Source organism: Allobosea sp. NPDC055332 (assembly GCF_053645455.1).
Map to the genome: position 1 here is coordinate 1,579,264 of NZ_JBSHMO010000002.1, position 22,891 is coordinate 1,602,154.

A 22,891-nucleotide genomic window follows, 5' to 3' on the forward strand; every position below is an offset into this window, starting at 1 on the left:
GATCGGCTAGAAGTCGACCTGGGCGGAGAGCACGTAGGTCCGGGGCGCCCCGACCGCCAGGAAGCCGCGCGCGGCGGATGCCCAATAGGTCCGGTCGAAAGCGTTCTCGACGCTCGCTCTCAGCACCACCGGCTTGCCTGCCGGGCCGGTGAAGGCGTAGCGCAAGCCGAAATCGAAGCGTGTCCAGTCGGGGACCGACTGTGTATTCGCCTGATTGTAGAACATCTTGCTCGTGTAGATCATCCGGCCGGTGAGCGTCAGCCCGCGCACCCAGGGAAGATCGTACTCGCCATAGAGGTTGATCGCCGTGGTCGGGATGCCGGGAGCGGTCTTGCCGTCGAACTGAGCGCCGGCCGTGCTGGCGAGCTCCGCGTCCATGAAGGTGACACCACCGAGCAACCTCACGCCTTCGAAAGGCTCGCCGAACACGGTGAACTCGGCGCCGCGGTTGACCTGGAGGCCGCTGACGGAGAAGCGGTTCGTCGCCGGATCGGTGAAGGCGTTCGGCTGCCTGATCTCGAAGAGCGAGGCCGTGACAGCCACTGTACCGAAGTCATATTTGACGCCGACCTCCGTCTGCTTGTTGACGACGGGCGCGAAGACCTCGTTGGCGTTGACGGCCGTGGCCGGGGCGCTCGGTCCTTCGGTCAGGCCTTCGATGTAGTTGGCGTAGATCGAGAGCTTGTCGGTCGGGCGCACGACCGCCGCGATCGCGGGGCTGAACCGCCCCTCCTTGTAGGTCGATGCAAGCGTGCCGAAGGTGGGCACCGGGCGCGTGACATAGCTCTTCAGCACGATGTCCTGATAGCGCCCGCCGACCGTCACCTGGATCCGGTCGCCGGCGATCGAGAGCGTGTCGGCAATCGCGACGCTGCGCAGTATCAGGCTGGTGAAGAGCGGCTGCCGGCTGGAGCGCGGGAATCCGAACGTATTGACGGACTCGCGCGGCAGATGGACCGGCGCGTAGATGTTGGTCTGGAAGGTAGGCAGCGCGGGTGGGAAGAAGCCGCGCGAATAGTTCTCGTTGATCGACTGCGAGGCCGAAATGTTGACCTGGTGGTCGATGAAGCCGGTCTGGAATTTCGAGCGCAGGCCGAGCTCGCCCGAATAGCCCTGCAGTTCCAGCGGCATGATGGCGAGACTGTTCGTGGCGCGGCCGTCCGCGTTGGTGATCTGATAGGACGAGGACAGGAAATCCTCGCGATAGCGGCTGGCGCCGGCAGCGGCATAGATCGTCGTGTCGGGTGTGAGGTCGAATTCGACCCGGCCGGCTGCCATGTTGTAGCGGCTGTCGTTGTATTCGAGCGAGCTCGAGGTATTCCTGCGCCCGTTCGGAGCCCGCGGGATGGCGATGTTCGGAACCGCCGCATTGAACAGCGAGGTCGGTGCCGTGGCGTTCTGGGTGGAATGAGCCAGGTCCAGCGAGGCGCGGAAGCGCTCGCCGCGATAATCGAGGCCGAGCGAGAGGTTTCCGACCTCGATGGCGTTCTTGTCGAGCGGCGCGTCGCCCTGCCGGTAGGAGCCGTTGAAGCGGACACCCCATTCCTTGGACGGCCCGAAGCGGCGGCCGAGGTCGACATGCGTCCAAAGCTGCGCATCGCTGAGATAGGTCGTGGTGACGCGTGTCAGCGGCTCGTCGAAAGCGCGCTTGGGAATGAGATTGATCGTGCCACCGATGCGGGCGACCCCGCCATTGAGCAGGGCGGTCGGGCCTTTCAGGATCTCGACGCGCTCGATGCCTTCGACGACGCTGCGGCGCGGATTGGCGATATAGGCAAGGCCGTCGAAGGACGTATCGAGATTGACGACCGAGAAGCCACGGATGAAGAACGAATCCCGCTCGCTGAATGGCGGGGCGTCGTTGCGCACCGACGGGTCGTTCTGCACGACGTCGGCGAGCGACCTCGCTTGCTGGTCCTGGATCAGCTTGGCCGTATAACCCGTCACGTTGAAGGGCGTCGTCAGGACGGAGCGGTTTCCGAAGAAGCCGAGCCGGGTCCCGGTTCCGACCTGGCCGCCTGCATAGGGGGCGGGCGGCTGCCCGATCGTTCCGGTCGGCGGCGGCAGCCCGCGCGCGCCCTCGACGACAACCTCGTCGAGCGGGATCGCGCCGGCGGGGGCCGCGCCAGCCGTGGCCCTGGCCTCGACCGTGACCGAACGCGCGCCGGTGAAGCGATAGGTCAGGCCGGTGCCGGCGAGCAGGCGCTGCAGCGCGGCTTCCGGCGATTGGGTGCCCGAGACAGCGCCGGAGCGCTTGCCGGCTGCGAGCGAGGACGGGACGAAGATCTCGATCCGGGTCTGGCGCGAGAAGGCGATCAGGGCTGAGGAAAGAGCTTGGGCAGGAATATCGATTGCGGCGCTCGTCGCCGCGGGCGCCTGTCCCAGCACCGGTTGCGTGGCGAAACAGCCGAGCGCCGTTCCCGCCAGCAGCGCGGCAATCAGCGCCGGCCGGACCGCCTGCTGTCCGACCTTGTTCCTGCTCTTCATCGTCCGATGCCCCTGTCCGCGATCATGCGAAGCGCCGTTCTGGCGCTCCCCCGTTGGGGAAGACGCTCGGGGGAAGAGAACTAATTAAGCGCCGGCGCGATTTTTCTTCACCTGGCAACGAGAGCGACGAGGTAGTCGCTCATGCGCAACAGCCGCAGGTCGAGATTGTGGGCGATGGTCTCGAGCGCCGCATCGGGGCGTTTGGCGTCGAACACGGCGGTGATGCGTCGCTTGCCGAGCTCGCCGCCCAGCAGCTGGATATGGCCGCGGCGATAGCGGCCGAGTTCGCTCAGCACCGTGTCGAGCGGTGTATCGTGGAAGACGAGCTGGTCCTGCCGCCACGCCTGGGCGCTGTCGAGATCGGCCGGGCGCACCGCCGAGACGCCATTGCGGTCATAGCTGACCTCCTCGCCGGCGATGACGCCGACGGCCTGGCTTCCGGCGGCACTGACCGCGACCTTGCTCTCGGTCACGACGACCGAGACGGCCTCGCTCTGGCCGAGCTTCACATCGAAGGCGGTGCCGAGTACGGCGATCTCGCCCTGGCCGGCGCTGACCACGAACGGCCTGGCTGTGTCGCGGGCCACCGCGAAGAAAGCCTCGCCGGCGACCAGTCTGACGCTCCGCCGGGCTCCGGTGAGGTCGACATCGATCGCGCTCGCCGGGCCGAGTTCGACTCGTGAGCCATCCGCCAACGCGACGATGCGGCGCTCGCCGATGCCAGTGCGGTGGTCGGAGAGCAAGCCGGCCGGGGAGAGGCGCCAGGTGGCGGTCATCGCCAGCAGAAGCATCGCCGCGGCAGCCAGCGGCCGCCATGAGGTGCGGGGCCGGTGCCGGGCCGCGTTGTGCGCGAGGATGTTCGGCGCAGCTGTGGTCGTCAGCTTCGGTGCGGCGGCCTGATCCAACGCGCCCCAGACGGTTTTGAGCTCGCGCCAGGCCCGTGCGTGCACTGGGCTGGCCTCCAGCCAGACGGCAAAGGCGGACCGGTCCGCTTCGGACGCCTCCTCGTCACGCAGCCTGACAAACCAGGCGACGGCTTCGTCGTCGACGGTGCCAGTGGGGGCCGTCTCCATCAGCGCGTAGGCCCGAGCCGCAATGCCGGTTTTCGCAGACGCATGGTGCGCCAATGCTCCATCTCTCGGCCTGCCGGCCGCCCTGTTGTTTAGACGATCCCGAGCAGAAAACTAATTAGTGCCCGCGCGATTTTTCTCGCGCATATGCTTCCTCAGCAGGGTCATTGCGTTGGCGAGATGAACCATGACGGTATTGCGGGAGATGCCGAGGCGCTGCGCGATCTCGGCATAGCTGAGCTCTTCGAACTTGTGCAGCAGCAGCACCTCGCGACAGCGCGGCGGCAAAGCGGCGAGCGCTTGATCGAGATCCAGGGCCTTGTCGCGTTCGACGAGCCTGGCCTCGGCCGACGGGGCGGGATCGGCGATCAGCAGCGCATCCGGCGGCTCGGCCTCGAACAGGCGGCTCGCGCGGTGTTCACGCCGCCAGTGGTCGATCGCGATGCTGTCAGCCGCGCGGCTGAGATAGGCGCTCGCATCGCGTACATCAGTACGTGGCGTCCTTAGCAGCCGCAGGAACAGCTCCTGTACCGCGTCAGCCGCCTGCTGAGCGCTGAGCCCACGCCCGACCAGCCGCCGCCGAAGCCGGTCCTGCTCGGTTGCGTAGAGAGCGGCGACGCTGAGCGCCTCGTCGGACATCGATCCTCACTGCACAGCACCGGTCGGTGCTGCGCTGCTATCAGACATCAGGCGCAGTAAAGTCAATGAAAACAATAGTTTATATACCCTCTAATGTGCGCACAGCAGCGCTGCAACGCGAGGGTCAGATCTCCTGCGCGTCCAGCCTGCGGTAGAGCGGCAGGGCCAGCGGCGCGATGCGCCGGATCAGGCCCTGGAAGGGCTGCGGCTTCGGCGTCGAGAGCGGCAGACCTAGCGTCTCCAGCGCTGTGCCTTGTGTGGCCTTGGCCAGCTCGCGGCCGAGCGAGATCGACAGCGCGACGGCGCGGCCATTGCAGCCGACCCAGCCAAAACCGTTCGGCCCTAGCTGGTGGATGCGCGGATAGCCCGGCACCTGCGGCTGCAGCAGGTTGTCGGGGGTCATCCCGACATAGCCGGACCAGACATAGTCGAACTCGACATCGCCGAGCTGCGGCCAGAGCCGCTTCAGCCGCGCCGCGACCGTCGGGCGCAGATTGGCGCCGCCGGCTCCCGGCAGGATCGCGGCGCCGCCGGTGACCAGGCGGTTGCGGGCGTCCCAGCGGGCGAAATAGAGCTCGCGATGCGTGTCCGACATCGCCTGCCGGCCCGGGATCACCGTCTTGGCGATGTTATCGCTGACCGGCCTGGTCGCCATCTGCCAGGACAGGACGGGGATGACTTCATTGGCGATATCCGGCGCGAGGTCGCGCGCGAACTCGCCGGTATAGGCGTTGGTCGCCAGCACGAGCGCGCGCGCGGTCACCGAGCCCTTTGCCGTCGTCACCACCCAGCGGCCGCTCTGATGCGTCATGCTCACCGCCGGCGAGCGCGCATGGATCGTCGCGCCGAGCCTGAGCGCGACCTCGGCGAGCCCGCGGGTCAGCGCCAGCGGATTGATATGGCCACCGGTGCGATTCCAGAAGCCGCCGAACCAGGCATCCGAGCCGAGCATCTCGGCCGCTGCGGCACGATCGAGGAGCTCTACCGGTGCGCCGATCGCCGACCATTCCCTGACGCGCTTCTCGGCGAGCTTGAAGCGGCCGGGCGAATGGACGGGCTGAACCCAGCCGGCCTGCTCGGCCTCGGCTGGGATCTCGTACTTTCGCACGAGGTCGAAGAGATATTGCGCGGCATCGCGCAGCACCGCGTTGAAGCGCTCGCCGGCCTCGCCATGCCGGGCGGTCATTGTAGAGGGATCGTGGCCGGCTAGGGTCGGGATGACCTGTCCGTTATTGCGCCCCGAGGCGCCCCAACCCGGTTCGGCAGCCTCCAGGATGGTGACGCCGACCCCGCTCTCGCGCAGATGGATCGCGGTCGACAGGCCGGTGAAGCCGGCACCGATCACCACGACATCGCTCTCGACCGCGCCTTCAAGCGTCCCGAGCACGGGGCCGGGCTGGGCCGTCGCGGCCCAGAGCGAAGGCGGCCAGGCGACGGAGGAAGAGGCGGTCATCAGCGGCGGCTTTCGGCTGGGATCGGATGGGCGCAATCCCATAGGATGGGCGCGCCCATATCCTTGCCGCCAGGATCGCCGGCCCGCAAGTAGGCCCTTCCCGCCGGTTCATCTGCCGGAGAACAATTTTCTATATTTCTCGCTCAAAACGATCAGTTTCTACCAAATTTTAGCTCTGCTTCTCGGGTTCTTGAAAATACTATTCTCCCGACGCTATGTCTGCGGCGCAGCGGGGGTTGCAGGAAATGCCATCCCGGAGCGATTGCGCCCCTCTCTGCGTTCGGATGAACTCTCCTTCCGTTGGGTTCTGATCATAAGGGGGCGTCATGCCGCTCAAGCACATTCTCGGCCTCGACCATGTCGTGGTGACGGTTCGCGATCTCGACGCTTCCGCCCGGCAATGGCAGAGCCTCGGCTTCACCGTCTCGCCGCGCGGCACGCATTCGCCCATTCTCGGCAGCGGCAACTACACGATCATGTTCGGCGACGACTATGTCGAGCTGCTCGGCATTTTGGCCGAAACCGAGCACAACAAGCCGACCCGCGACTTCCTCAAAGAGCGTGAAGGCATCGAGCGGGCCGCTTTCACCACCGATGACGCGGCAGCCGGCGCGGCCGAGCTGAAGAGCCGCGGTCTCAAGCCGCTCGGCCCGGTCCATTTCGGCCGCCCGGTCGACCTGCCCAATGGCGGCAAGGGCGAAGCCAGGTTCAACGTCTTCCGCTGGCCGCTTGACGAGAACCCCGGCAGCCTGCGCATCTTCGCCTGCCAGCACCTGACCCGCGAGACGGTCTGGATTCCCGAGCTGCAGAGCCATGCCAACGGCGCGAGCCGGATCATCCGCGTCGAGGTACTCGCTGCCGATGCCAAGGCCGCGGCAGAACATCTGAGCCGGCTTATCGACGAGCCGGTGCAGCAGCAGGACGATGGCTGGCTGGTGCCGTCCGGCGGCAAGCGCGCCGACTTCCTGTTCTACGACGCGGCCGGCCTCGCCCGGCGCTATCCGGAGGCGGTGCGGGCCGGCACGGCGCCTGCCGGGGCCGTGGCGATCGTGCTGGCGAGCTCTGATCTCGACGGCGCCACCAAGGTGCTCGGTTCCGTCGGCGTCCGGCATGGTGCTGCGCTCAGTGTCCCCGCCGCCTCCGCCAATGGCGTGATCGTGAGCTTCCTGCCGCAGTAGTGCGGTTTTCCCCGTTTCGAGAGCGGCCCCGTCGCATTGACGGGGCCTTGTGACGCCCGCATCGTGCCGAGCCTGCACGCCGGCCCCAGGAGATCATCCATGGATATCACCCGCCGCGCCGCGCTGAAGACCAGCGCCGCCATCGCCTCCAGCGTGCTGTTCCCGATGCGCTCCTTCGCCCAGGAGACGCCGCGCAAGGGCGGCGTCTTTACCGTCCACTACGGCGCCGAGCAGCGCCAGCTCAATCCCAGCCTCCAGGCCTCGACCGGCGTCTACATCATCGGCGGCAAGATCCAGGAACAGCTGGTCGACCTCGACGCCAAGGGCCAGCCGGTTGGCGTGCTCGCCGAGAGCTGGGAAGCCGCCCCCGACGGCAAGACCATCACCTTCAAGCTCCGCCCCGGCGTGACCTGGCATGACGGCAAGCCCTTCACCTCCGCCGACGTGCAGTTCACGGCGATGGAGATGTGGAAGAAGATCCTCAACTACGGCTCGACGCTGCAGCTCTTCCTCACCGCGGTCGACACGCCCGACCCGCTGACCGCCGTATTCCGCTATGAGCGCCCGATGCCGCTCAACCTGCTGCTGCGCGCACTGCCTGATCTCGGCTATGTCTCGCCGCGCCATCTCTATGAGGGCAAGGGCGACATCCGCCAGAACCCGGTCAACCTCGCGCCGGTCGGCACCGGCCCGTTCAAGTTCGTCCAGTACGAGCGCGGCCAGCATGTCATCGCCGAGCGCAATCCGAACTACTGGCGCGCCAATGCGCCCTATCTCGACCGGATCGTATGGCGCGTGGTCACCGACCGCGCCGCCGCCGCCGCCCAGATGGAAGCGGGGCAGATCCACTACAGCCCGTTCTCGGGCCTGACGATCTCGGACTCGGCCCGCCTCGGCAAGGATCCGCGCTTCATCGTCTCGACCAAGGGCAATGAGGGCAACGCCCGCACCAACACGATCGAGTTCAATTTCCGCCGCAAGGAGCTCGCCGACATCCGCGTCCGGCGCGCCATCGCTCATGCGCTCGACATTCCGTTCTTCATCGAGAACTTCCTCGGCGATTTCGCCAAGCGCGGCACCGGGCCGATCCCCTCGGTCTCGACCGATTTTTACCCGGCCGACAACGGCCCGCAGTATCCGTTCGACAAGAAGCTCGCCGCCAAGCTGCTCGACGAGGCTGGCTTCAAGCCCGGCGCCGGTGGCACGCGCTTCTCGCTCCGGCTGCTGCCGGCGCCCTGGGGCGAGGACGTTTCGCTGTTCGCGACCTTCATCCAGCAATCGCTCGCCGATGTCGGCATCAAGGTCGAGATCGTCCGCACCGATGGCGGCGGCTTCCTGAAGCAGGTCTACGACGACCATGCCTTCGACCTCGCTACCGGCTGGCACCAGTACCGCAACGACCCGGCCGTCTCGACCACGGTGTGGTACCGGTCGGGCCAGCCCAAGGGCGCGCCCTGGACCAATCAATGGGACTGGACCGACCCGACCATGGACAAGATCATCGACGATGCGGCGACCGAGGTCGATGCGGCCAAGCGCAAGGCGCTCTATGGCGACTTCGTGCGGCGCGCCAACAGCGAGCTGCCGATCTGGACACCGATCGAGCAGATCTTCCTGACTGCGATCAGCGCCAAGGCCCGCAACCACTCCAATACGCCGCGCTGGGGCTCGTCCTCCTGGCACGATCTTTGGTTGGCGGAGTGACGCTCTCGCCTACGTTGTCAGCCCAATACGGCCAGTTGCCATGCGTGTTCTAAGTCTCGCGGGGCGGCGTCTTGCCGCCTCGATCCCGACCCTTTTCCTGATCCTGATCGGGGTCTTCCTGCTGCTGCAGCTCGCACCCGGCGATACGGTCGATGCGATGATGGCGCAGATGGGTGGCGGCGATGCCACGACCGCCCGGCAGCTGCGCGAATTCTACGGGCTCGACCTCTCGGTCTGGGCCCAGCTCGGCAATTATCTCTGGCGGCTGGTCAGGCTCGATCTCGGCTTCTCCGCGATCTACGGCAAGCCGGTGGCGACGGTGATCGCCGAGCGCCTGCCGGCGACCATCCTCCTGATGACCGCCTCGCTCTCCTTCGCCTTCTTCTTCGGGCTGATCCTCGGCGTGGTCGCGGCGCGCGGCGTCAACAAATGGCCGGACACGCTGATCTCCACCTTCGGCCTGATGTTCTATGCGATGCCGACCTTCTGGTTCGGGCTGATGGCGATCGTCGTCTTCTCGATCTATCTGCAATGGCTGCCGGCCGGCGGCTTCGAGGACATCACCGTCAGCTATACCGGCCTGCGGCGGACACTCGACATCGCCCTGCACCTTGTCCTGCCGACGCTGACGCTCGGCCTGTTCTACATGGCGATTTACCTCCGCATCATGCGCGGCTCGATGCTCGAGGTGCTCAATCTCGACTTCGTCCGCACCGCGCGCTCGAAGGGCATGGACGAGACGCGCGTCGTGGTGCGGCATGTGCTGCGCAACGCACTGCTGCCGATGGTGACTCTGATCGGCCTGCAGGCCGGCACCATGCTCGGCGGCTCGGTCGTGGTCGAGAGCGTGTTCTCGCTGCCGGGCCTCGGGCGCCTCGCCTATGAATCGGTGATCCAGCGCGACCTCAACACGCTGCTCGGCATCGTCTTCGTCTCGGCGCTGCTGGTGATCGCGGTCAATTTCATCGTCGATCTGCTCTACGCCCGGCTCGACCCGCGCATCACGACGGGGAGCTGAGCAATGGATCTGGTGAAGCTCTATGTCCGCAGTCCGCCGGCCGTCATCGGCCTCGTGCTGCTCATCCTCGTCCTCGCCATGGCCGCGAGTGCTGACTTCCTTTATCCGCGCGATCCGCTAGCGCTCGCCGGACGGCCGTTGATCTGGCCGTTCAGCAATCCGCGCTTCCTGCTCGGTACCGACAATTCCGGCCGCGACATCGCCGCCCAGATCTTCCATGGCGCGCGCATCTCGCTGCTGATCGGCGGCGTCGCGACGGTGATCTCGATCATGATCGGCATCACCATCGGCGCGCTCGCCGGCTATTACGGCAGCTGGGTCGACACCGCGCTGATGCGCGTCACCGAAGCGTTCCAGACCCTGCCGAACTTCCTGCTGCTGCTGGTGCTGGTCGCGGTCTTCGGCTCGACCATCACCACCGTGACGGTCGCGATCGGCATCGTCTCCTGGCCGGCCTCGGCCCGGCTGACACGGGCGGAGTTCCTCTCGCTGCGCAACCGCGAATTCGTGCAGGCCGGCCGGACGCTCGGCCTCAAGGACATCAGGCTGATCTTCGGCGAGATCCTGCCGAACGCGCTGCCGCCGGTGATCGTCTATGCCAGCGTCGTGATGGCGATCGCGATCCTGCTCGAAAGCGCGCTCGCCTTCCTCAAGCTCTCCGACCCGAACGTCGCCTCCTGGGGCAATCTGATCGGGGCCGGCCGCGATGTGCTGCGGGTGCAATGGTATGTCTCGGCCATTCCCGGCATCGCCATCCTAGTCACCGTGCTCGCCGTCTCGCTGGTCGGGCAGGGGCTCAACGACGCCCTCAATCCGAGGCTGAAGAGCCGATGAGCCCGATCCTCGTCCTCGACGATGTCAGCGTGAAGCTGCCGGCCGGCGGCGACCGCTCGCATGCGATGGCCAATGTCTCGCTCGCGCTGGCCGCCAACGAGATCCTCTGCGTCGTCGGCGAATCCGGCTCCGGCAAGTCGATGACCGCCAACGCGATCATGCGGCTCCTGCCCGGTGGTGTCGCGATCGATGGCGGCCGTATCCTGTTCGAGGGGCGCGATCTCTGCGGGCTTGACGAGGCGCAGATGCGCAAGGTGCGCGGTGCCGGCGTCGCGATGATCTTCCAGGAGCCGATGACGGCGCTGAACCCGTTGCACAGCATCGGCGACCAGATCGGCGAGATGTTCGAGCTGCACACGGAGCTGTCGGCGGCCGAGATCAAGGCGCGCACGCTCGCTCTGCTCGAGGAAGTCCGCATCCCCGATCCGGCACTCGCCTTCAAGGCCTATCCGCACGAGCTTTCCGGCGGTCAGCGCCAGCGCGCCATGATCGCGATGGCGCTGGCGCTCGATCCCAAAGTGCTGATCGCCGACGAGCCGACGACGGCGCTGGACGTCACCACCCAGGCGCAGATCCTGAAGCTGATCCGTGACCTGCAGCGCCGCAAGGGCACGGCCGTACTGTTGATCACCCATGATTTCGGCGTGGTCGCCGAGATCGCCGACCGGGTCGCCGTGATGAGCAAGGGCGAGGTCGTCGAGCAGGGCGAGACCGTCTCCGTGCTCGGCAATCCGCAGCACGTCTACACCAGGCAATTGATCGCCGCTGTCCCCCCGCTCAAGGCGCCGCCGGCGCGGGCCTTGTCCGCCGAGCCGATCATGACGATCGCGCACGTCTCGAAAACCTATCGCACCGGCGGCTTCCTCGGGCGCGGCCAGCGCGTCACCCACGCGGTCAAGGACGTCTCGCTGGTGCTGCCCCGGGGCGCCACACTCGGCATCGTCGGCGAGTCCGGCTCGGGCAAGTCGACGCTGGCGCGCTGCCTTGTGCGCTTGATCGATCCGGAAAGCGGCGAGATCCGCCTGAACGGCATCGATCTCGCTGGCCTCAGCCGCGAGGAGATGCGCTCGGCGACGCGCGATATCCAGATGGTGTTCCAGGATCCGTTCGCCTCGCTGAACCCGCGCCGCAAGGCTGGTGAAGCGGTTGCGCAGGGGCTGGTCGTGCACGGCATGGCGCGGCCTGAGGCCCTGGCCCGCGCCAAGGAGCTGTTCGGGCTGGTCGGGCTCGATCCGGCGGCGACCGAACGCTATCCGCATGAATTCTCGGGCGGCCAGCGCCAGCGCATCGGCCTTGCCCGGGCGCTGGCGCTGGAGCCGGCAGTGCTGGTCGCCGACGAGCCGGTCTCGGCGCTCGACGTCTCCGTGCAGGCGCAGGTGCTGAAGCTACTGGCGGAATTGCGCCAACGCCTCGGCCTGTCGATCGTCTTCATCACCCATGACCTGCGCGTCGCCGCCCAGGTCTGCGACCTCGTCGCGGTGATGAAGAATGGCGAGGTGGTGGAGGCGGGACCGATCGGCACGGTCTTCGGTGAGCCGCAGCACCCCTATACGCAGGCACTGCTCGCCTCGATCCCGGGCCGGGAGTTCGGCAAGGGAGCAAGGCTCGCGGAAGAGGCGACCGCCTGATTCCCGAAGCATTCGGCGGGAGGTTCAGCGCCAGTCACGGCGCCACAACGTGAAGACGCCGCATGCGGCCAGTTGAAGCGCCACCAGCAGATAGGGCCAGTCGAAGCTCGCCGTCTGCCGGGCGAGCAGGGCGAAGATGAGCGGGCCGCAGAACGAGCCGGCGAAGCCGAAGAGGTTCGCCGCGGAGGTGACGTCGCCGATCTGCGAAGGCGGCGCCAGCCGCGCCAGCTCGGCCATGTAAACCCCGTTCCACCCCAGCGACGTCGCCCCGATGAGAGCGACACAGCCATACAGGGCCCAGGACGGCCCCGCCGCCGACCAGACGAGCAGGACGAGCGCGCCGCTTGCGGCAAGCGAAAGCAAACACAGCAGGAGCAGACCCCGGCGCCAGCGATCGGCCAGCCAACCCAGGGCGATCCGCGAGAGCGTGCTGGCAGCGAGCAGGATGGCCACGAAATAACCGGCCTCCGCGAGATCCTTGCCGCGCTGCGTCACCAGATAGGTGGCGGTGAAGGCCTGGACGCTGGCTTGGGAGATCGAAAACGAGATACCGATGCCGGTGAGGAGCGGCAGAGACGGATGGGCACGGATGACCTCGGCCGACCTGCGCAGGGCCGAGGGCGACAGGAACATCCGCGCCCATCGCCGGTTCGCAGGGCCTCTCTCGATATCGAGGCGCTTCTGAAACGGCTGGACGGCCAGCAGACTGAGCACGACGATAGCGGCAATCAACCAGGCCGTATTGGCGAATCCCAACCCGACGACGGCTGGAGCCACCGAGATGCCGGCGATCGCTCCGCCAAGCGGAACACCGGCCTGCCGGATCGAGAAGATCAGATTGCGATGCCGAGGCGGCGCCGTGCGCATCAGCATCGTGCTGCCCGCCGGGTTGTTCGGCGCCAGACCGAGGCCGAGCAGGAGAGCGCCGATGAAGCCGAGGGCCGCGACCGGCTGCGCCAGGAAGACCATGCCCAGGCAGATCGAGGCGAGGCCGAGCTGCAAGGTGCGGATCGGACCGTGGTGGTCGAGCATCGGGCCGCCGCAGGCCAGGCACCAGCAGATGCCGATCGAAACGGTCGCGGAGACATAGCCGATACTTTCCGGCGGCAGGTTCCAGCGTTGCGTCAGGATCGGGCCAAGCAGAGGAACGGCAGCCGCGGCATAGGAACTCACGACCTGCACGAGGAGCGTCGCGCTCAAGGCGCTCCCCCACAAGGGCAGCTTCAAAGTGATTTCCTCCCAGCGCCTCGCCGTCTGTTCGGCGCGGCACGCTACCCTTCGGCAGCCCCGCGCGATCTCGGCCTCCGCTGGTCTTCTGCGAATGTGCCGGCGCGGTCGAGGTCAGACCTGAGTTGCCTGACCTGCAGGAATTGCATGCGGCCGCGCCCGCCGACATGTTGCGCGCAACGTCGCATCCTTATCCGACAACAGCGGTGAGGTCTGCTGGGTTGGGTTCCGGTGCGGCCTTGCCCATCGCTTCGGTCACCGGCAGCCGCCATCCCTTTATCAGACCGTAGATCGCCGGGATCACCAGCAAGGTGAGCACGGTCGAGGAGACCATGCCGCCGATCATCGGCACGGCGATGCGCTGCATCACCTCGGAACCCGTGCCGGTGTTCCACAGGATCGGCAACAGGCCGGCCATGATCGCGATCACAGTCATGGCCTTGGGCCGCAGGCGCTCGACCGCGCCGAGCATGGTCGCCTCGTGTAGCTCGGCCCGCGTGAATGCCTTCCCCTCGGCCTCGCAGCGCGCGCGCACCTCGCCGAGCGCATGGTCGAGATAGATCAGCATGATCACGCCCGTCTCGGCCGCGACACCGGCGAGCGCGATGAAGCCGACCGCGACGGCGACAGACATGTTGAAGCCGAGCCACCAGAGCAGCCAGACACCGCCAACCAGCGCAAAGGGCAGCGAGAGCATGACGATGGCAGTCTCGGTCAGCCTGCGGAAATTCAGATAGAGCAGCAGGAAGATGATCGCGAGCGTCACCGGCACGACGAGCTTGAGCCGCGCCTCGGCCCGTTCGAGATACTCGAACTGACCGCTCCAGGCGATGCGATAGCCCGCCGGCAGCCTGACGCTCTGTGCGATCGCGTTCTGCGCCTCGCGAACATAGCCGCCGAGGTCGCGACCGGCGGTGTCGACGAAGATGTAGACCGCAAGCTCGCCGTTCTCGGTCCGGATCGAGGTGGCACCGCGCTTGCGCGCGATGCTCGCGACTTCCCCGAGCGGCACGGTGGCGCCGGACGGCGTCGAGACCTGGACCTCGCGTGCAATCGCCTGCGGATCTGAGCGCAAGTCGCGGGGGTAGCGGATGATCACCCCGTAGCGCTCGCGGCCTTCGACCGTCGTCGTCACGGTCTCGCCGCCCATCGCCATCACCACGGCGTTCTGGACATCGCCGACCAAGAGCCCGTAGCGCCCGAGTGCGATGCGGTCCGGCACGATATCGAGGAAGTAGCCACCGATGACCCGTTCCGCATAGGCGCTGCTCGTGCCCGGCACGGCTTTGAGCACGGTCTCGACCTGACGCGAGATCGCCTCCATCTGTGCGAGATCGGTACCGAAGACCTTGACCCCGATCGGCGTGCGGATGCCAGTCGCCAGCATGTCGATGCGGGCACGGATCGGCTGAGTCCAGGCATTGGAGACGCCAGGGAACTGGAGCGCCTTGTCCATCTCGGCCTTCAGGCTGTCGAGCGTGACGCCTTCGCGCCATTCCGGCTTGGGTTTCAGGTTGATGATGGTCTCGAACATCTCGGTCGGAGCCGGATCGGTCGCGGTCTGTGCACGCCCGGCCTTGCCGTAGACCGACTGCACCTCCGGAAAGGAACGAATGATCCGGTTCTGTGTCTGGAGCAGTTCGGCTGCCTTGGTGACAGAAAGACCGGGAAGCGTCGTCGGCATGTACATCAGCGTGCCCTCGTCGAGTGCAGGCATGAACTCGGAGCCCAACTGCCGCGCCGGCCACAGGCTCAGACCAAGTACCGCCAGCGCCAGCAGGATAGTTACGGTCTTCGCCCGGAGCACGATGCGGATGAGCGGACGGTACAGCGCGATCAGCAGCCGATTGACCGGGTTGCGGGCCTCCGGGATGATCCGGCCCCTGACGAAGACGACCATCAGCGCGGGCACGAGCGTCACCGACAGAAGCGCCGCCGCGGCCATGGCGAAAGTCTTGGTATAGGCGAGCGGGCCGAACAGCCTGCCCTCCTCCGCTTCTAGCGTGAAGATCGGCAGGAACGAGACGGTGATGACGAGCAGGCTGAAGAACAGCGCCGGCCCGACCTCGCTCGCCGCTTCGATCAGAACCTCAATGCGGGGCTTGTCCGGGGGTGCGCGTTCGAGATGCTTGTGGGCGTTCTCGATCATGACGATGGCGGCATCGATCATGGCGCCGACCGCGATGGCGATGCCGCCCAGACTCATGATGTTGGAGCCGAGGCCGAGCACCTTCATCGCCGCGAAGGCCATCAGGATGCCGACCGGCAGCATGATGATCGCCACCAGAGCGCTGCGCAGATGCAGCAGGAAGACGATGCAGACCAGGGCGACGATGATGCTCTCTTCGATCAGCGTGCCCTTCAGCGTCTCGATCGCCCGTTCGATCAGTCCGGAGCGGTCGTAGACCGGTACGATCTCGGCCCCGCCCGGCAGGCTTGGCGCGATCTCGGCGAGCCGCGCCTTGGCATGCTCGATCACCGAGAGCGCATTGGCACCGAAGCGCTGCAGGACGATGCCGCTCGCGACCTCGCCTTCGCCATTGAGCTCGGTGATGCCGCGCCGCTCGTCCGGGCCGAGCTCGACCCGGGCGACGTCGGAGAGGCGAAGCGATGCTCCCCGGTCGCTCTTCAGGACGATATTCTCGATGTCGGCGGTCGATTTGAGATAGCCACGACCGCGCACCATGAACTCGAATTCACTGAGTTCGACCGTGCGGCCGCCGACATCCATGTTGCTGCTGCGCACGGCTTCGCGGAGCGCCGCGAGCGAGACGCCCTGGGCGCGCAGCCGCACGGGGTCGACCACGATCGCATACTGCTTGACGAAGCCGCCGACGCTGGCGACCTCGGCCACGCCCTGCGCGCGCGAGGCAGCAAAGCGCACCACCCAATCCTGCACGGAGCGCAGCTCGGCCAGCGTCATATCCTTGGCCAGGACGGCGTATTGGTAGACCCAGCCGACACCCGTGGCGTCCGGCCCGAGCGTCGGCGCGACGCCCGTTGGAAGCCGGCGCGCCGCGGCATTGAGGTATTCGAGCACGCGCGAGCGCGCCCAATAGGGGTCGGTGCCGTCCTCGAAGATCACATAGACGAAGGAGACGCCGAAGAAGGAGAAGCCGCGCACGATGCGCGCCTTCGGCACGGTCAGCATCGAAGTCGTCAGCGGATAGGTGACCTGGTCCTCGATCACCTGCGGGGCCTGGCCGGGATATTCGGTGTAGACGATGACCTGGACGTCGGAGAGGTCGGGGATGGCGTCGAGCGGCAAGGTCCTCAGGGCGTAGATGCCGGCGGCCGCGGCGAAGGCCGCGGCGACGAAGACGAGGACCAGGTTGCGCGCCGACCAGGCGATCAGACGGGCGATCATGGCTTGGCCCCCGGCTGCGCGAAGCCGCTGAGGGCGGCCTTGAGATTGCTCTCGGCATCGATCAGGAAATTGGCCGAGACGACGACGCGATCGCCCTCGGAGACGCCTTCGGCTATCGCGACCATGCCGCCACCGCTGCGGCCGAGCTGGACCTCGCGCGGCTCGAAGCGGCCCTCACCGCGATCGAGGATGACGATGCGGCGCGTGCCGCTATCGATCACGGCACTGTCGGGAACCGCGAGTTCCGGGGCCGCATCGCCAGAGCCGATCTCGACATCGGCATACATGTTCGGCAGCAGCACGCCCTCCCGGTTGGCAAGCTCGATGCGGACCTTCGCCGTGCGCGTCGCTTCCGCGATCTGCGGGTAGATCACACCGACACGACCCTCGAATGCAGTGCCTGGACGGCCGCGCAGCCGCACCGTCGCTGGCGCGCCGTTTCGAACCGAGGCCAGCTCACGTTCCGGCACGTCCGCGAGGATCCAGATCGTCGAGATATCGGCGAGCCGGAACATGCTATCGCCCGCCGCCATCCTCATGCCGTCGCTGACATTGCGCTCCAGCACGATGCCATCTCGCGGCGCCGGCCAGTTGATCGTCAGCGGCACCTTCCTGCTGTGCTCGATTTCGGCAATGACCTCGGACGGAACGCCGAGATTCTCGAGGCGCTGCCGCGCGCCACCTTCTGGCACGCCGCGCGCCGCGGCATTGAGCTCGGTGATGAACTGCGCGCCGGCCGTACTGATCTCCGGGGAATAGATCCGCACCAGCCGCGTGCCTTTTGCGACATGCTCGCCCGTCGTGACCGGCGCGACCTGCTGGACGAAGGCATCCGCGCGCATCGCCACCACGGAAACCCGGCGCTCGTCGAGCTGCACGGTGCCGGGCACGCGGATCGGCTGATCGATGGCCTGGCGGCCGACGGGCTGCGAGCGCACGCCACTGCGCTGGATGCGGGCAGGCGAGAGCCTGATGCCCCCCTCCTCGCCGCTCTCACCCTCGTAGACGGGGAGATAGTCCATCCCCATCGAATCCTTCCTGGGCACCCGCGAGGTGTCCGGAAGTCCCATGGGATTGCGGTAGTAGAGGATGCGCTTGCTGCCGGCCTTTGCGGTGCGCGGCCCGTCCGGGAGCCTGTCCTCGAAGCCGATGTCCTCGCTGGCGTGGACAGCTTTGAACGGCCTGCCATCCGCGGTCCGGAGCGGTTGCGCCGAGTAGACCGGTCTCCCGTCGGGGTGCTGATAGTAGATCACTAGCCCGATACCAGCGGCCACGTCCGCCGCCGGTGAACCGTCGATGCCGAGCCAGGTGCGCAGGTCGGGTACCGCTGGACCGCCTTGCCCGGCCCAATAGCCTGCGCCTCCCGCCGCCAGAATGGCGGCGAGAGCCAGGCCCGTGAGGGCGACGGGTTTCATGGCAGGACCTTGAGCGTCAGCTTGTTGTCGAGCGTGCCGGTCTCGCCCTGAACCTTGGCCCCGAGTGACAGGCGCCAACCTCCGGCCATGGTGAGGTTGGTCTTGAAGCGATAGCTGCCGGGCTCGAGCGATGCCATCGGCTCGATCAGCGACGCCATGGTTTCCATGCCGTCAGGCGCCATGTCGATGCGCCGGGCGAAGATGACGGCATCCGGAACCGGCTTACCCGAGCGCTTGTCGACGAGCTGAACGGTGACGACGACGCCGTTGCCCTGTTTGAACTCGCTCTGCACGAGCCGGAATTCGTAGTCCTTGATGTTCGCCAGAGCGGGAACTGCCATCGCGGCGAGCGGAAGCGCGGCGACAAGCGCGCGCAAGGAGCAGGTGATGGTCATGATCGAAATCCTGAGAGTGAGGCTGCCGCGCGGGCGCACAGCCTTGAACATGGCGTGAGCCACACATCACCGACCGCCCAGAACAACCGTGCGGTCGAAGCCGACGCACTGGCGCCGGCGATGTCTCAGGTTCGCGGAGGTCGGGCGGGCGGCTCGAATGGCCGCGACGCGCGGGCGGCATCATCGCCCGCGGATCCGAGCACGGAGACGACAGGCTGGACGAGCCTGACGAAGGCGGCCGGCTCGCTGGCAAAGCACTTGGCCAGGCAGAAGCTCAGGGCCGGGCAGCTCGTCGTGCAGTCCTTCGTCTTGCCCTGATCGGGCGGGCAGCACGGCATGTCGGCAGCCATCGGCATCGCTGCTTCCACAGCGTCAGCCCTGCCGACGCCGGCCGTCGCCGGGCTGATCAGGGCAGCCAGGACGTTAGCCGTGACGAACAGGACCAGAACCAGACAATGTGCGAGGAGCCGAAGCTTCATGCGCCAGAAATGCCATGACCCGGTCGGGCGCGGAAGACCGGCGTTTTCAAGACATCGTCATCGCGCCCGGGTCCGGCTTCATGCCCGGACGGTAAGGAGCCGGCACGCCACTACGCTCAGCACTCCGGCAGGTTGACGGCCAGCCCACCGAGGCTGGTTTCCTTGAACCTCGCATTCATGGCTTCGCCGGTCTGGCGCATTGCTTCGATGCAGTTGTCCAGCGGCATGAAATGCGAGCCGTCGCCGCGCAGAGCGAGCGAAGCCGCAGCGACTGCCTTGATCGCGCCGATACCGTTGCGCTCGATGCACGGAACCTGAACCAGACCCGCGACCGGATCGCAGGTCATGCCGAGATGGTGTTCAAGCGCGATCTCCGCGGCATTCTCGACCTGCTCGGGCGAGCCACCGAGCACCGCACAGAAGCCAGCCGCGGCCATTGCCGCCGCCGAACCGACCTCGCCCTGGCAGCCTGCCTCGGCGCCGGAGATCGAAGCGTTGTGCTTGATCAGCCCGCCGATCGCCGCGGCCGTCAGCAGGAAATCGGCGACCTTATCGGGCTCCGCCCCGACGCAGTGGTCGAGATAATAGCGGAGCACCGCCGGCACGACGCCGGCGGCCCCGTTGGTCGGCGAGGTCACCACCCGGCCGCCGGCCGCGTTCTCCTCGTTCACGGCCATGGCGTAGACGCTGAGCCAGTCCGACGCCGCATGAGGCTGGGAGCGATTGCTTTGGCGCTCGACCATCAGTTGCCGATGGATCCGCGCGGCCCTGCGACGCACGCGCAACCCGCCCGGAAGCTCGCCGTCCTGGCTCAGCCCGCGCTCGATGCAGCCATTCATCACCGACCAGAGGCGGGCGAGACCACGATCGACCTCTTCCTCCGGCCGGAGATGGATTTCGTTGGCGCGCTTCATCTGCGCGATCGACAGCCCGCTTGCGCGCGCCATGCGCAGCATCGTCGCCGCGTTCGCGAACGGATAGGGCCAGGCCGACGTCGTGGCTGCGGTCGGCGGCGCCTCGCGCTCCTGAGCCGTCACCACGAAGCCGCCGCCGATCGAATAATAGGTCTCGGACAGCAGCACAGCTCCGGCGGAATCGCGCGCCGACAGGACGAGCCCGTTCGCGTGCCCTGGCAGGGGCGGCCCATAATCGAAGACGATGTCGACAGCGGGGTCGAAGATGAGCGGCGGCAGTCCATCGAGGCGCAGGAGACGGCTGCAGCCGATATCCGCGAGCTGGCGTTCAGCCGCATCGAAATCGAACTCGGCCGGGGTCCACCCCAGCAGGCCGAGCGCCACGGCCCGGTCCGTGGCATGGCCTTTCCCGGTAAAGGCGAGCGAGCCGTAGAGGGTGGCGCCGACAGCCGCCCCATGGTGACGAGAAGGATGCTGGCGCAGAAGGCCCAGAAAGTGGGCCGCAGCCGTCATCGGCCCCATCGTATGCGACGATGACGGGCCGATGCCGATCTTGAAGACGTCGAATACGCTCAGGAACATCATCCGCCTCCAGCCGAACCCGATCCTACACAGTCGGCAAGAGGAGGCCATCCGCACGGCTGCCGCCCGATCTCAGGCGGCGTTCGCCGTCCCGTCGCGCCGCAGATCGGCTCCCCCACGCAAGCCACCGGCGCCCCCGATCGCATGTAGGGCGGCAAAAGGAAATGCCCGGGCCGAGCGCCGGGCCATTCCGACAGGACTTGAAACCACGCCCATCACCGCAGCTATAGAGTGCACAGACAAACAACCGGAGAGGACGTGCCGACATGGCCAAGGAGTTCATCGGCAAGCGCGTGATCGTTATGGGTGGCAGCCGCGGCATCGGTCGTTCCGTCGCGCTCGGATTCGCGGCGGCTGGCGCATCCGTTTCGATCTGCGCTCGGAGTGCTGGGCCGCTCGAAGCGACGCGCCGGGAGATCGAAACGCTCGGCGTCGACGCTCACGCGGCCAGCGTCGATCTCGCCGATGCAGACGCGATCACGGCCTACCTACCCGAGGCGGTGCAGGCGCTCGGCGGAGTGGACGTCCTCGTCAACAACGCCTCCGGCTTCGGCCATTCGGATGACGAGGCGGGCTGGGCGGCCTCGCTCAACGTCGACATGATGGCGGTTGTCCGCGGCAGCCATGCGGCGATCCCTCATATGAAGCCGGGTTCGTCGATCGTGAACATCTCCTCGATCTCGGCCCTGCGCGCCTCGTCGCGTTCGGCGCCTTACGGCGCCATCAAGGCGGCCGTGATGCACTACACCGCGAGCCAGGCGAAGACGCTGTCGCGGAAGGGCATCCGGGTGAATTGCGTCGCGCCCGGCTCGATCGAATTTCCGGGCGGTACCTGGGAGGATCGGAAGACGTCGAATCCCGAGCTCTATCAGGCGACGCTGGCCAACATCCCGTTTGGCCGGATGGGCAAGCCGGAAGAGGTCGCCGAGGTCGTGCTCTTCCTCGCCTCCGACAAGGCCAGCTGGGTCACCGCCCAGACAATCGTGGTCGATGGCGGACAACTCGTCGGTCCCTGAGCCCGGTCATCGACGAATAGCGACGGTGATGAGCCAGCCTCGATTGGACGGCGTCGCGCCAAGGCGGGGCATTCGCAATTCAGCCCCGCCCTTTTCAGTTCGGCGGGGCGGCTGTTGCCTATCGAAGACAATCTCGTAGACCGCAGCCCCAAGCCGGCGACCGCCCTCGCCTACACCTTTTCGACAACTTGAACGCATAAGTTGTATATATCATAATTCTCATCCCAATCGGATATGACTTCCCGCACTCGGATCCCCGGCGCCTGGATGAGGTGGCTACAATGCTCGACCACCGCACTCTCGCATCCAACCCGGTCCACGGCTCGACCCTGAATCCTGCGGTCTAGATGCTACAGCTCGAGCCGCCTTCCCGCACCGGCGAGCGCGTCTCACGCAAAGGCGCGGTCAGGCCGATGCGGCCATGCGATGTACCTGCGGTTGCGCGGTTGTTCCTGAAGATCTTCAGAGGGGCCGACAAGCCGGCTGACGCCGAGCTTCAGGGCTATCTGCGAAGCTTGACACTGGCGTCTCCCTCCTACGACGAGACGCTGGGCACGCAGGTCTACGAGCAACGGGACGGGCGCATCCGAAGTGCGCTGCTGGCCGTGCCGATGCGTTTCGTCGCCTGCGGAGAGGTCCTACCCGGAAGGCTTCTCGGCGTCTTCATGACCGATGCCGACAAGGAAGCCGCCGGTGCGGCGCAGCTGATCCTCGCCTTGCGGCCGCGGCGCGCCGACTTCGCCTTTTGCGACAGCGCTTCGCCGACGAGCCGCGATCATCTCCTTGCGATCGGGGGCAAGCCGATCCCTGCGCAGAATCTCGAATGGACCCGCAGCTTCCGCCCAGCCGGCGCCCTGGCCGGACGTTTCGCCGAGCGCTTCCTGCGCGGCAAGCGGCTCGGCTTGCACGTTCTCGTGCGCCCTCTCGACGGCCTGTTGCGACGTTTGCGACCGGAACAGGCCCCCGAGGAGCCCGGCATGAGCGTCGTGGAGATGTCGGTTCCGGACTTCCTCGTGCATGCACCACGGCTCATCGCCCACTATGCGGTGCGCCCGTTGTGGAACGAGGCGGAGCTCTCCTGGCTGGTTTCGCTGGCGGCACAGAACACCTGGCTCGGCGCCCTCACCATCCGCGCCGTCGTCGATCGCCCTGGAGCGACCATCGGCTGCTTCGTCTACTACGCGGCGCCGGGCCGGGCCGCGCATGTCCTCAATGTTCTGGCGTTGTCCGGCCGGGAGCCAGCCGTCCTCGGCGCGATGTTTCGCCATCTCGACGATACCGGCCATGTCGAGGCGCGCGGCCGCGCGCAGCCCGCCTTGATGGCCGGGCTCTCCCTGCAGCGCTGGCTGCTCTTCCGGCACCGGGCCTTCGCCCTGGTGCTGACGCGGGTTCCCGAGATCAACGACGCGGTCGCGCGCGGCGATGTCTATGTCGGCGGCCTTGCCGGCGAGGACTGGAGCCGGCTCCTCTGCGATTTCCACTGAG

Annotated in this window: 17 protein-coding genes; 7 read left to right on the forward strand and 10 right to left on the reverse strand. The window is 66.9% G+C overall.

Translation table 11 applies throughout. The features are described 5' to 3' along the window. Positions 1-6: 6 nt before the first annotated feature. From ACWIGM_RS16180 to ACWIGM_RS16195, 4 genes are all read right to left on the reverse strand, one after another. Positions 7-2,487: a TonB-dependent siderophore receptor gene (locus ACWIGM_RS16180; RefSeq protein WP_454026932.1), complete on the reverse strand. Its 2,481-nt coding sequence runs from the start codon at positions 2,485-2,487 to the stop codon at positions 7-9. A 107-nt stretch (positions 2,488-2,594) separates the two neighbouring features. Then, complete coding sequence (locus tag ACWIGM_RS16185) at positions 2,595-3,560, reverse strand: FecR family protein (RefSeq protein ID WP_454026933.1); 966 nt, start codon at positions 3,558-3,560, stop codon at positions 2,595-2,597. Positions 3,561-3,671: 111 nt separating this feature from the next. Further along, a complete protein-coding gene (locus ACWIGM_RS16190; RefSeq protein WP_454026934.1) occupies positions 3,672-4,196 on the reverse strand; it encodes an RNA polymerase sigma factor in 525 nt (174 codons plus the stop codon). Between the two features lie 124 nt (positions 4,197-4,320). Beyond that, complete coding sequence (locus ACWIGM_RS16195) at positions 4,321-5,649, reverse strand: NAD(P)/FAD-dependent oxidoreductase (protein ID WP_454026935.1); 1,329 nt, start codon at positions 5,647-5,649, stop codon at positions 4,321-4,323. Between the two features lie 326 nt (positions 5,650-5,975). On the opposite strand from ACWIGM_RS16195, the gene ACWIGM_RS16200 reads away from it, so the two are divergent. The 5 genes from ACWIGM_RS16200 (at position 5,976) to ACWIGM_RS16220 (ending at position 12,011) form a co-directional block, all read left to right on the forward strand. Next, positions 5,976-6,827, forward strand: a complete 852-nt coding sequence (locus tag ACWIGM_RS16200) for a VOC family protein (RefSeq protein ID WP_454026936.1) — start codon at positions 5,976-5,978, stop codon at positions 6,825-6,827. Positions 6,828-6,926: 99 nt separating this feature from the next. Beyond that, positions 6,927-8,531: an ABC transporter substrate-binding protein gene (locus tag ACWIGM_RS16205; RefSeq protein ID WP_454026937.1), complete on the forward strand. Its 1,605-nt coding sequence runs from the start codon at positions 6,927-6,929 to the stop codon at positions 8,529-8,531. 40 nt (positions 8,532-8,571) lie between these two features. After that, a complete protein-coding gene (locus ACWIGM_RS16210; RefSeq protein WP_454026938.1) occupies positions 8,572-9,549 on the forward strand; it encodes an ABC transporter permease in 978 nt (325 codons plus the stop codon). Positions 9,550-9,552: 3 nt separating this feature from the next. Beyond that, positions 9,553-10,383: an ABC transporter permease gene (locus tag ACWIGM_RS16215; protein WP_454026939.1), complete on the forward strand. Its 831-nt coding sequence runs from the start codon at positions 9,553-9,555 to the stop codon at positions 10,381-10,383. Further along, the gene (locus tag ACWIGM_RS16220) at positions 10,380-12,011 is read left to right on the forward strand and encodes an ABC transporter ATP-binding protein (protein ID WP_454026940.1); all 1,632 of its coding nucleotides are present in this window, start codon (positions 10,380-10,382) and stop codon (positions 12,009-12,011) included. Before ACWIGM_RS16215 ends, ACWIGM_RS16220 begins: the two co-directional genes overlap by 4 nt. A 24-nt stretch (positions 12,012-12,035) precedes the next feature. Here ACWIGM_RS16220 and ACWIGM_RS16225 read toward each other — a convergent pair whose 3' ends face one another. The 6 genes from ACWIGM_RS16225 to ACWIGM_RS16250 form a co-directional block, all read right to left on the reverse strand. Then, on the reverse strand, positions 12,036-13,193 hold the full coding sequence (locus ACWIGM_RS16225) for an MFS transporter (RefSeq protein ID WP_454027018.1): 1,158 nt from the start codon (positions 13,191-13,193) through the stop codon (positions 12,036-12,038). A gap of 235 nt (positions 13,194-13,428) precedes the next feature. Then, on the reverse strand, positions 13,429-16,605 hold the full coding sequence (locus ACWIGM_RS16230) for an efflux RND transporter permease subunit (RefSeq protein WP_454026941.1): 3,177 nt from the start codon (positions 16,603-16,605) through the stop codon (positions 13,429-13,431). Further along, positions 16,602-18,020: an efflux RND transporter periplasmic adaptor subunit gene (locus ACWIGM_RS16235; RefSeq protein ID WP_454026942.1), complete on the reverse strand. Its 1,419-nt coding sequence runs from the start codon at positions 18,018-18,020 to the stop codon at positions 16,602-16,604. Before ACWIGM_RS16235 ends, ACWIGM_RS16230 begins: the two co-directional genes overlap by 4 nt. Continuing rightward, positions 18,017-18,415, reverse strand: a complete 399-nt coding sequence (locus ACWIGM_RS16240) for a FixH family protein (protein ID WP_454026943.1) — start codon at positions 18,413-18,415, stop codon at positions 18,017-18,019. The genes ACWIGM_RS16235 and ACWIGM_RS16240 overlap by 4 nt, the downstream gene beginning before the upstream one ends. Before the next feature lie 125 nt (positions 18,416-18,540). Beyond that, entirely contained in the window at positions 18,541-18,771 is a 231-nt protein-coding gene (locus ACWIGM_RS16245; RefSeq protein WP_454026944.1) for a hypothetical protein, read from the reverse strand. A gap of 239 nt (positions 18,772-19,010) precedes the next feature. Continuing rightward, entirely contained in the window at positions 19,011-20,390 is a 1,380-nt protein-coding gene (locus ACWIGM_RS16250; protein ID WP_454026945.1) for an L-serine ammonia-lyase, read from the reverse strand. Between the two features lie 266 nt (positions 20,391-20,656). Between ACWIGM_RS16250 and ACWIGM_RS16255 the strand changes: the two genes are divergently transcribed. Together ACWIGM_RS16255 and ACWIGM_RS16260 are read left to right on the forward strand one after the other, a co-directional pair. Next, positions 20,657-21,406 (forward strand): SDR family NAD(P)-dependent oxidoreductase, encoded by a 750-nt coding sequence (locus ACWIGM_RS16255; protein ID WP_454026946.1) that lies wholly within the window; start codon positions 20,657-20,659, stop codon positions 21,404-21,406. A 515-nt stretch (positions 21,407-21,921) separates the two neighbouring features. Beyond that, positions 21,922-22,890, forward strand: coding sequence for a GNAT family N-acetyltransferase (locus ACWIGM_RS16260; RefSeq protein WP_454026947.1), 969 nt, complete (start codon positions 21,922-21,924; stop codon positions 22,888-22,890). Position 22,891 lies beyond the last annotated feature (1 nt).

Coding starts and splice junctions, on each gene's coding strand:
- ACWIGM_RS16180 (WP_454026932.1), bottom strand. CDS start 2,487: ATGAAGAGCAGGAACAAGGTCGGACAGCAGGCGGTCCGGCCGGCGCTG.
- ACWIGM_RS16210 (WP_454026938.1), top strand. CDS start 8,572: ATGCGTGTTCTAAGTCTCGCGGGGCGGCGTCTTGCCGCCTCGATCCCG.
- ACWIGM_RS16185 (WP_454026933.1), bottom strand. CDS start 3,560: ATGGAGACGGCCCCCACTGGCACCGTCGACGACGAAGCCGTCGCCTGG.
- ACWIGM_RS16195 (WP_454026935.1), bottom strand. CDS start 5,649: ATGACCGCCTCTTCCTCCGTCGCCTGGCCGCCTTCGCTCTGGGCCGCG.
- ACWIGM_RS16250 (WP_454026945.1), bottom strand. CDS start 20,390: ATGTTCCTGAGCGTATTCGACGTCTTCAAGATCGGCATCGGCCCGTCA.
- ACWIGM_RS16245 (WP_454026944.1), bottom strand. CDS start 18,771: ATGCCGATGGCTGCCGACATGCCGTGCTGCCCGCCCGATCAGGGCAAG.
- ACWIGM_RS16190 (WP_454026934.1), bottom strand. CDS start 4,196: ATGTCCGACGAGGCGCTCAGCGTCGCCGCTCTCTACGCAACCGAGCAG.
- ACWIGM_RS16240 (WP_454026943.1), bottom strand. CDS start 18,415: ATGACCATCACCTGCTCCTTGCGCGCGCTTGTCGCCGCGCTTCCGCTC.
- ACWIGM_RS16215 (WP_454026939.1), top strand. CDS start 9,553: ATGGATCTGGTGAAGCTCTATGTCCGCAGTCCGCCGGCCGTCATCGGC.
- ACWIGM_RS16200 (WP_454026936.1), top strand. CDS start 5,976: ATGCCGCTCAAGCACATTCTCGGCCTCGACCATGTCGTGGTGACGGTT.
- ACWIGM_RS16230 (WP_454026941.1), bottom strand. CDS start 16,605: ATGATCGCCCGTCTGATCGCCTGGTCGGCGCGCAACCTGGTCCTCGTC.
- ACWIGM_RS16235 (WP_454026942.1), bottom strand. CDS start 18,020: ATGAAACCCGTCGCCCTCACGGGCCTGGCTCTCGCCGCCATTCTGGCG.
- ACWIGM_RS16255 (WP_454026946.1), top strand. CDS start 20,657: ATGGCCAAGGAGTTCATCGGCAAGCGCGTGATCGTTATGGGTGGCAGC.
- ACWIGM_RS16220 (WP_454026940.1), top strand. CDS start 10,380: ATGAGCCCGATCCTCGTCCTCGACGATGTCAGCGTGAAGCTGCCGGCC.
- ACWIGM_RS16205 (WP_454026937.1), top strand. CDS start 6,927: ATGGATATCACCCGCCGCGCCGCGCTGAAGACCAGCGCCGCCATCGCC.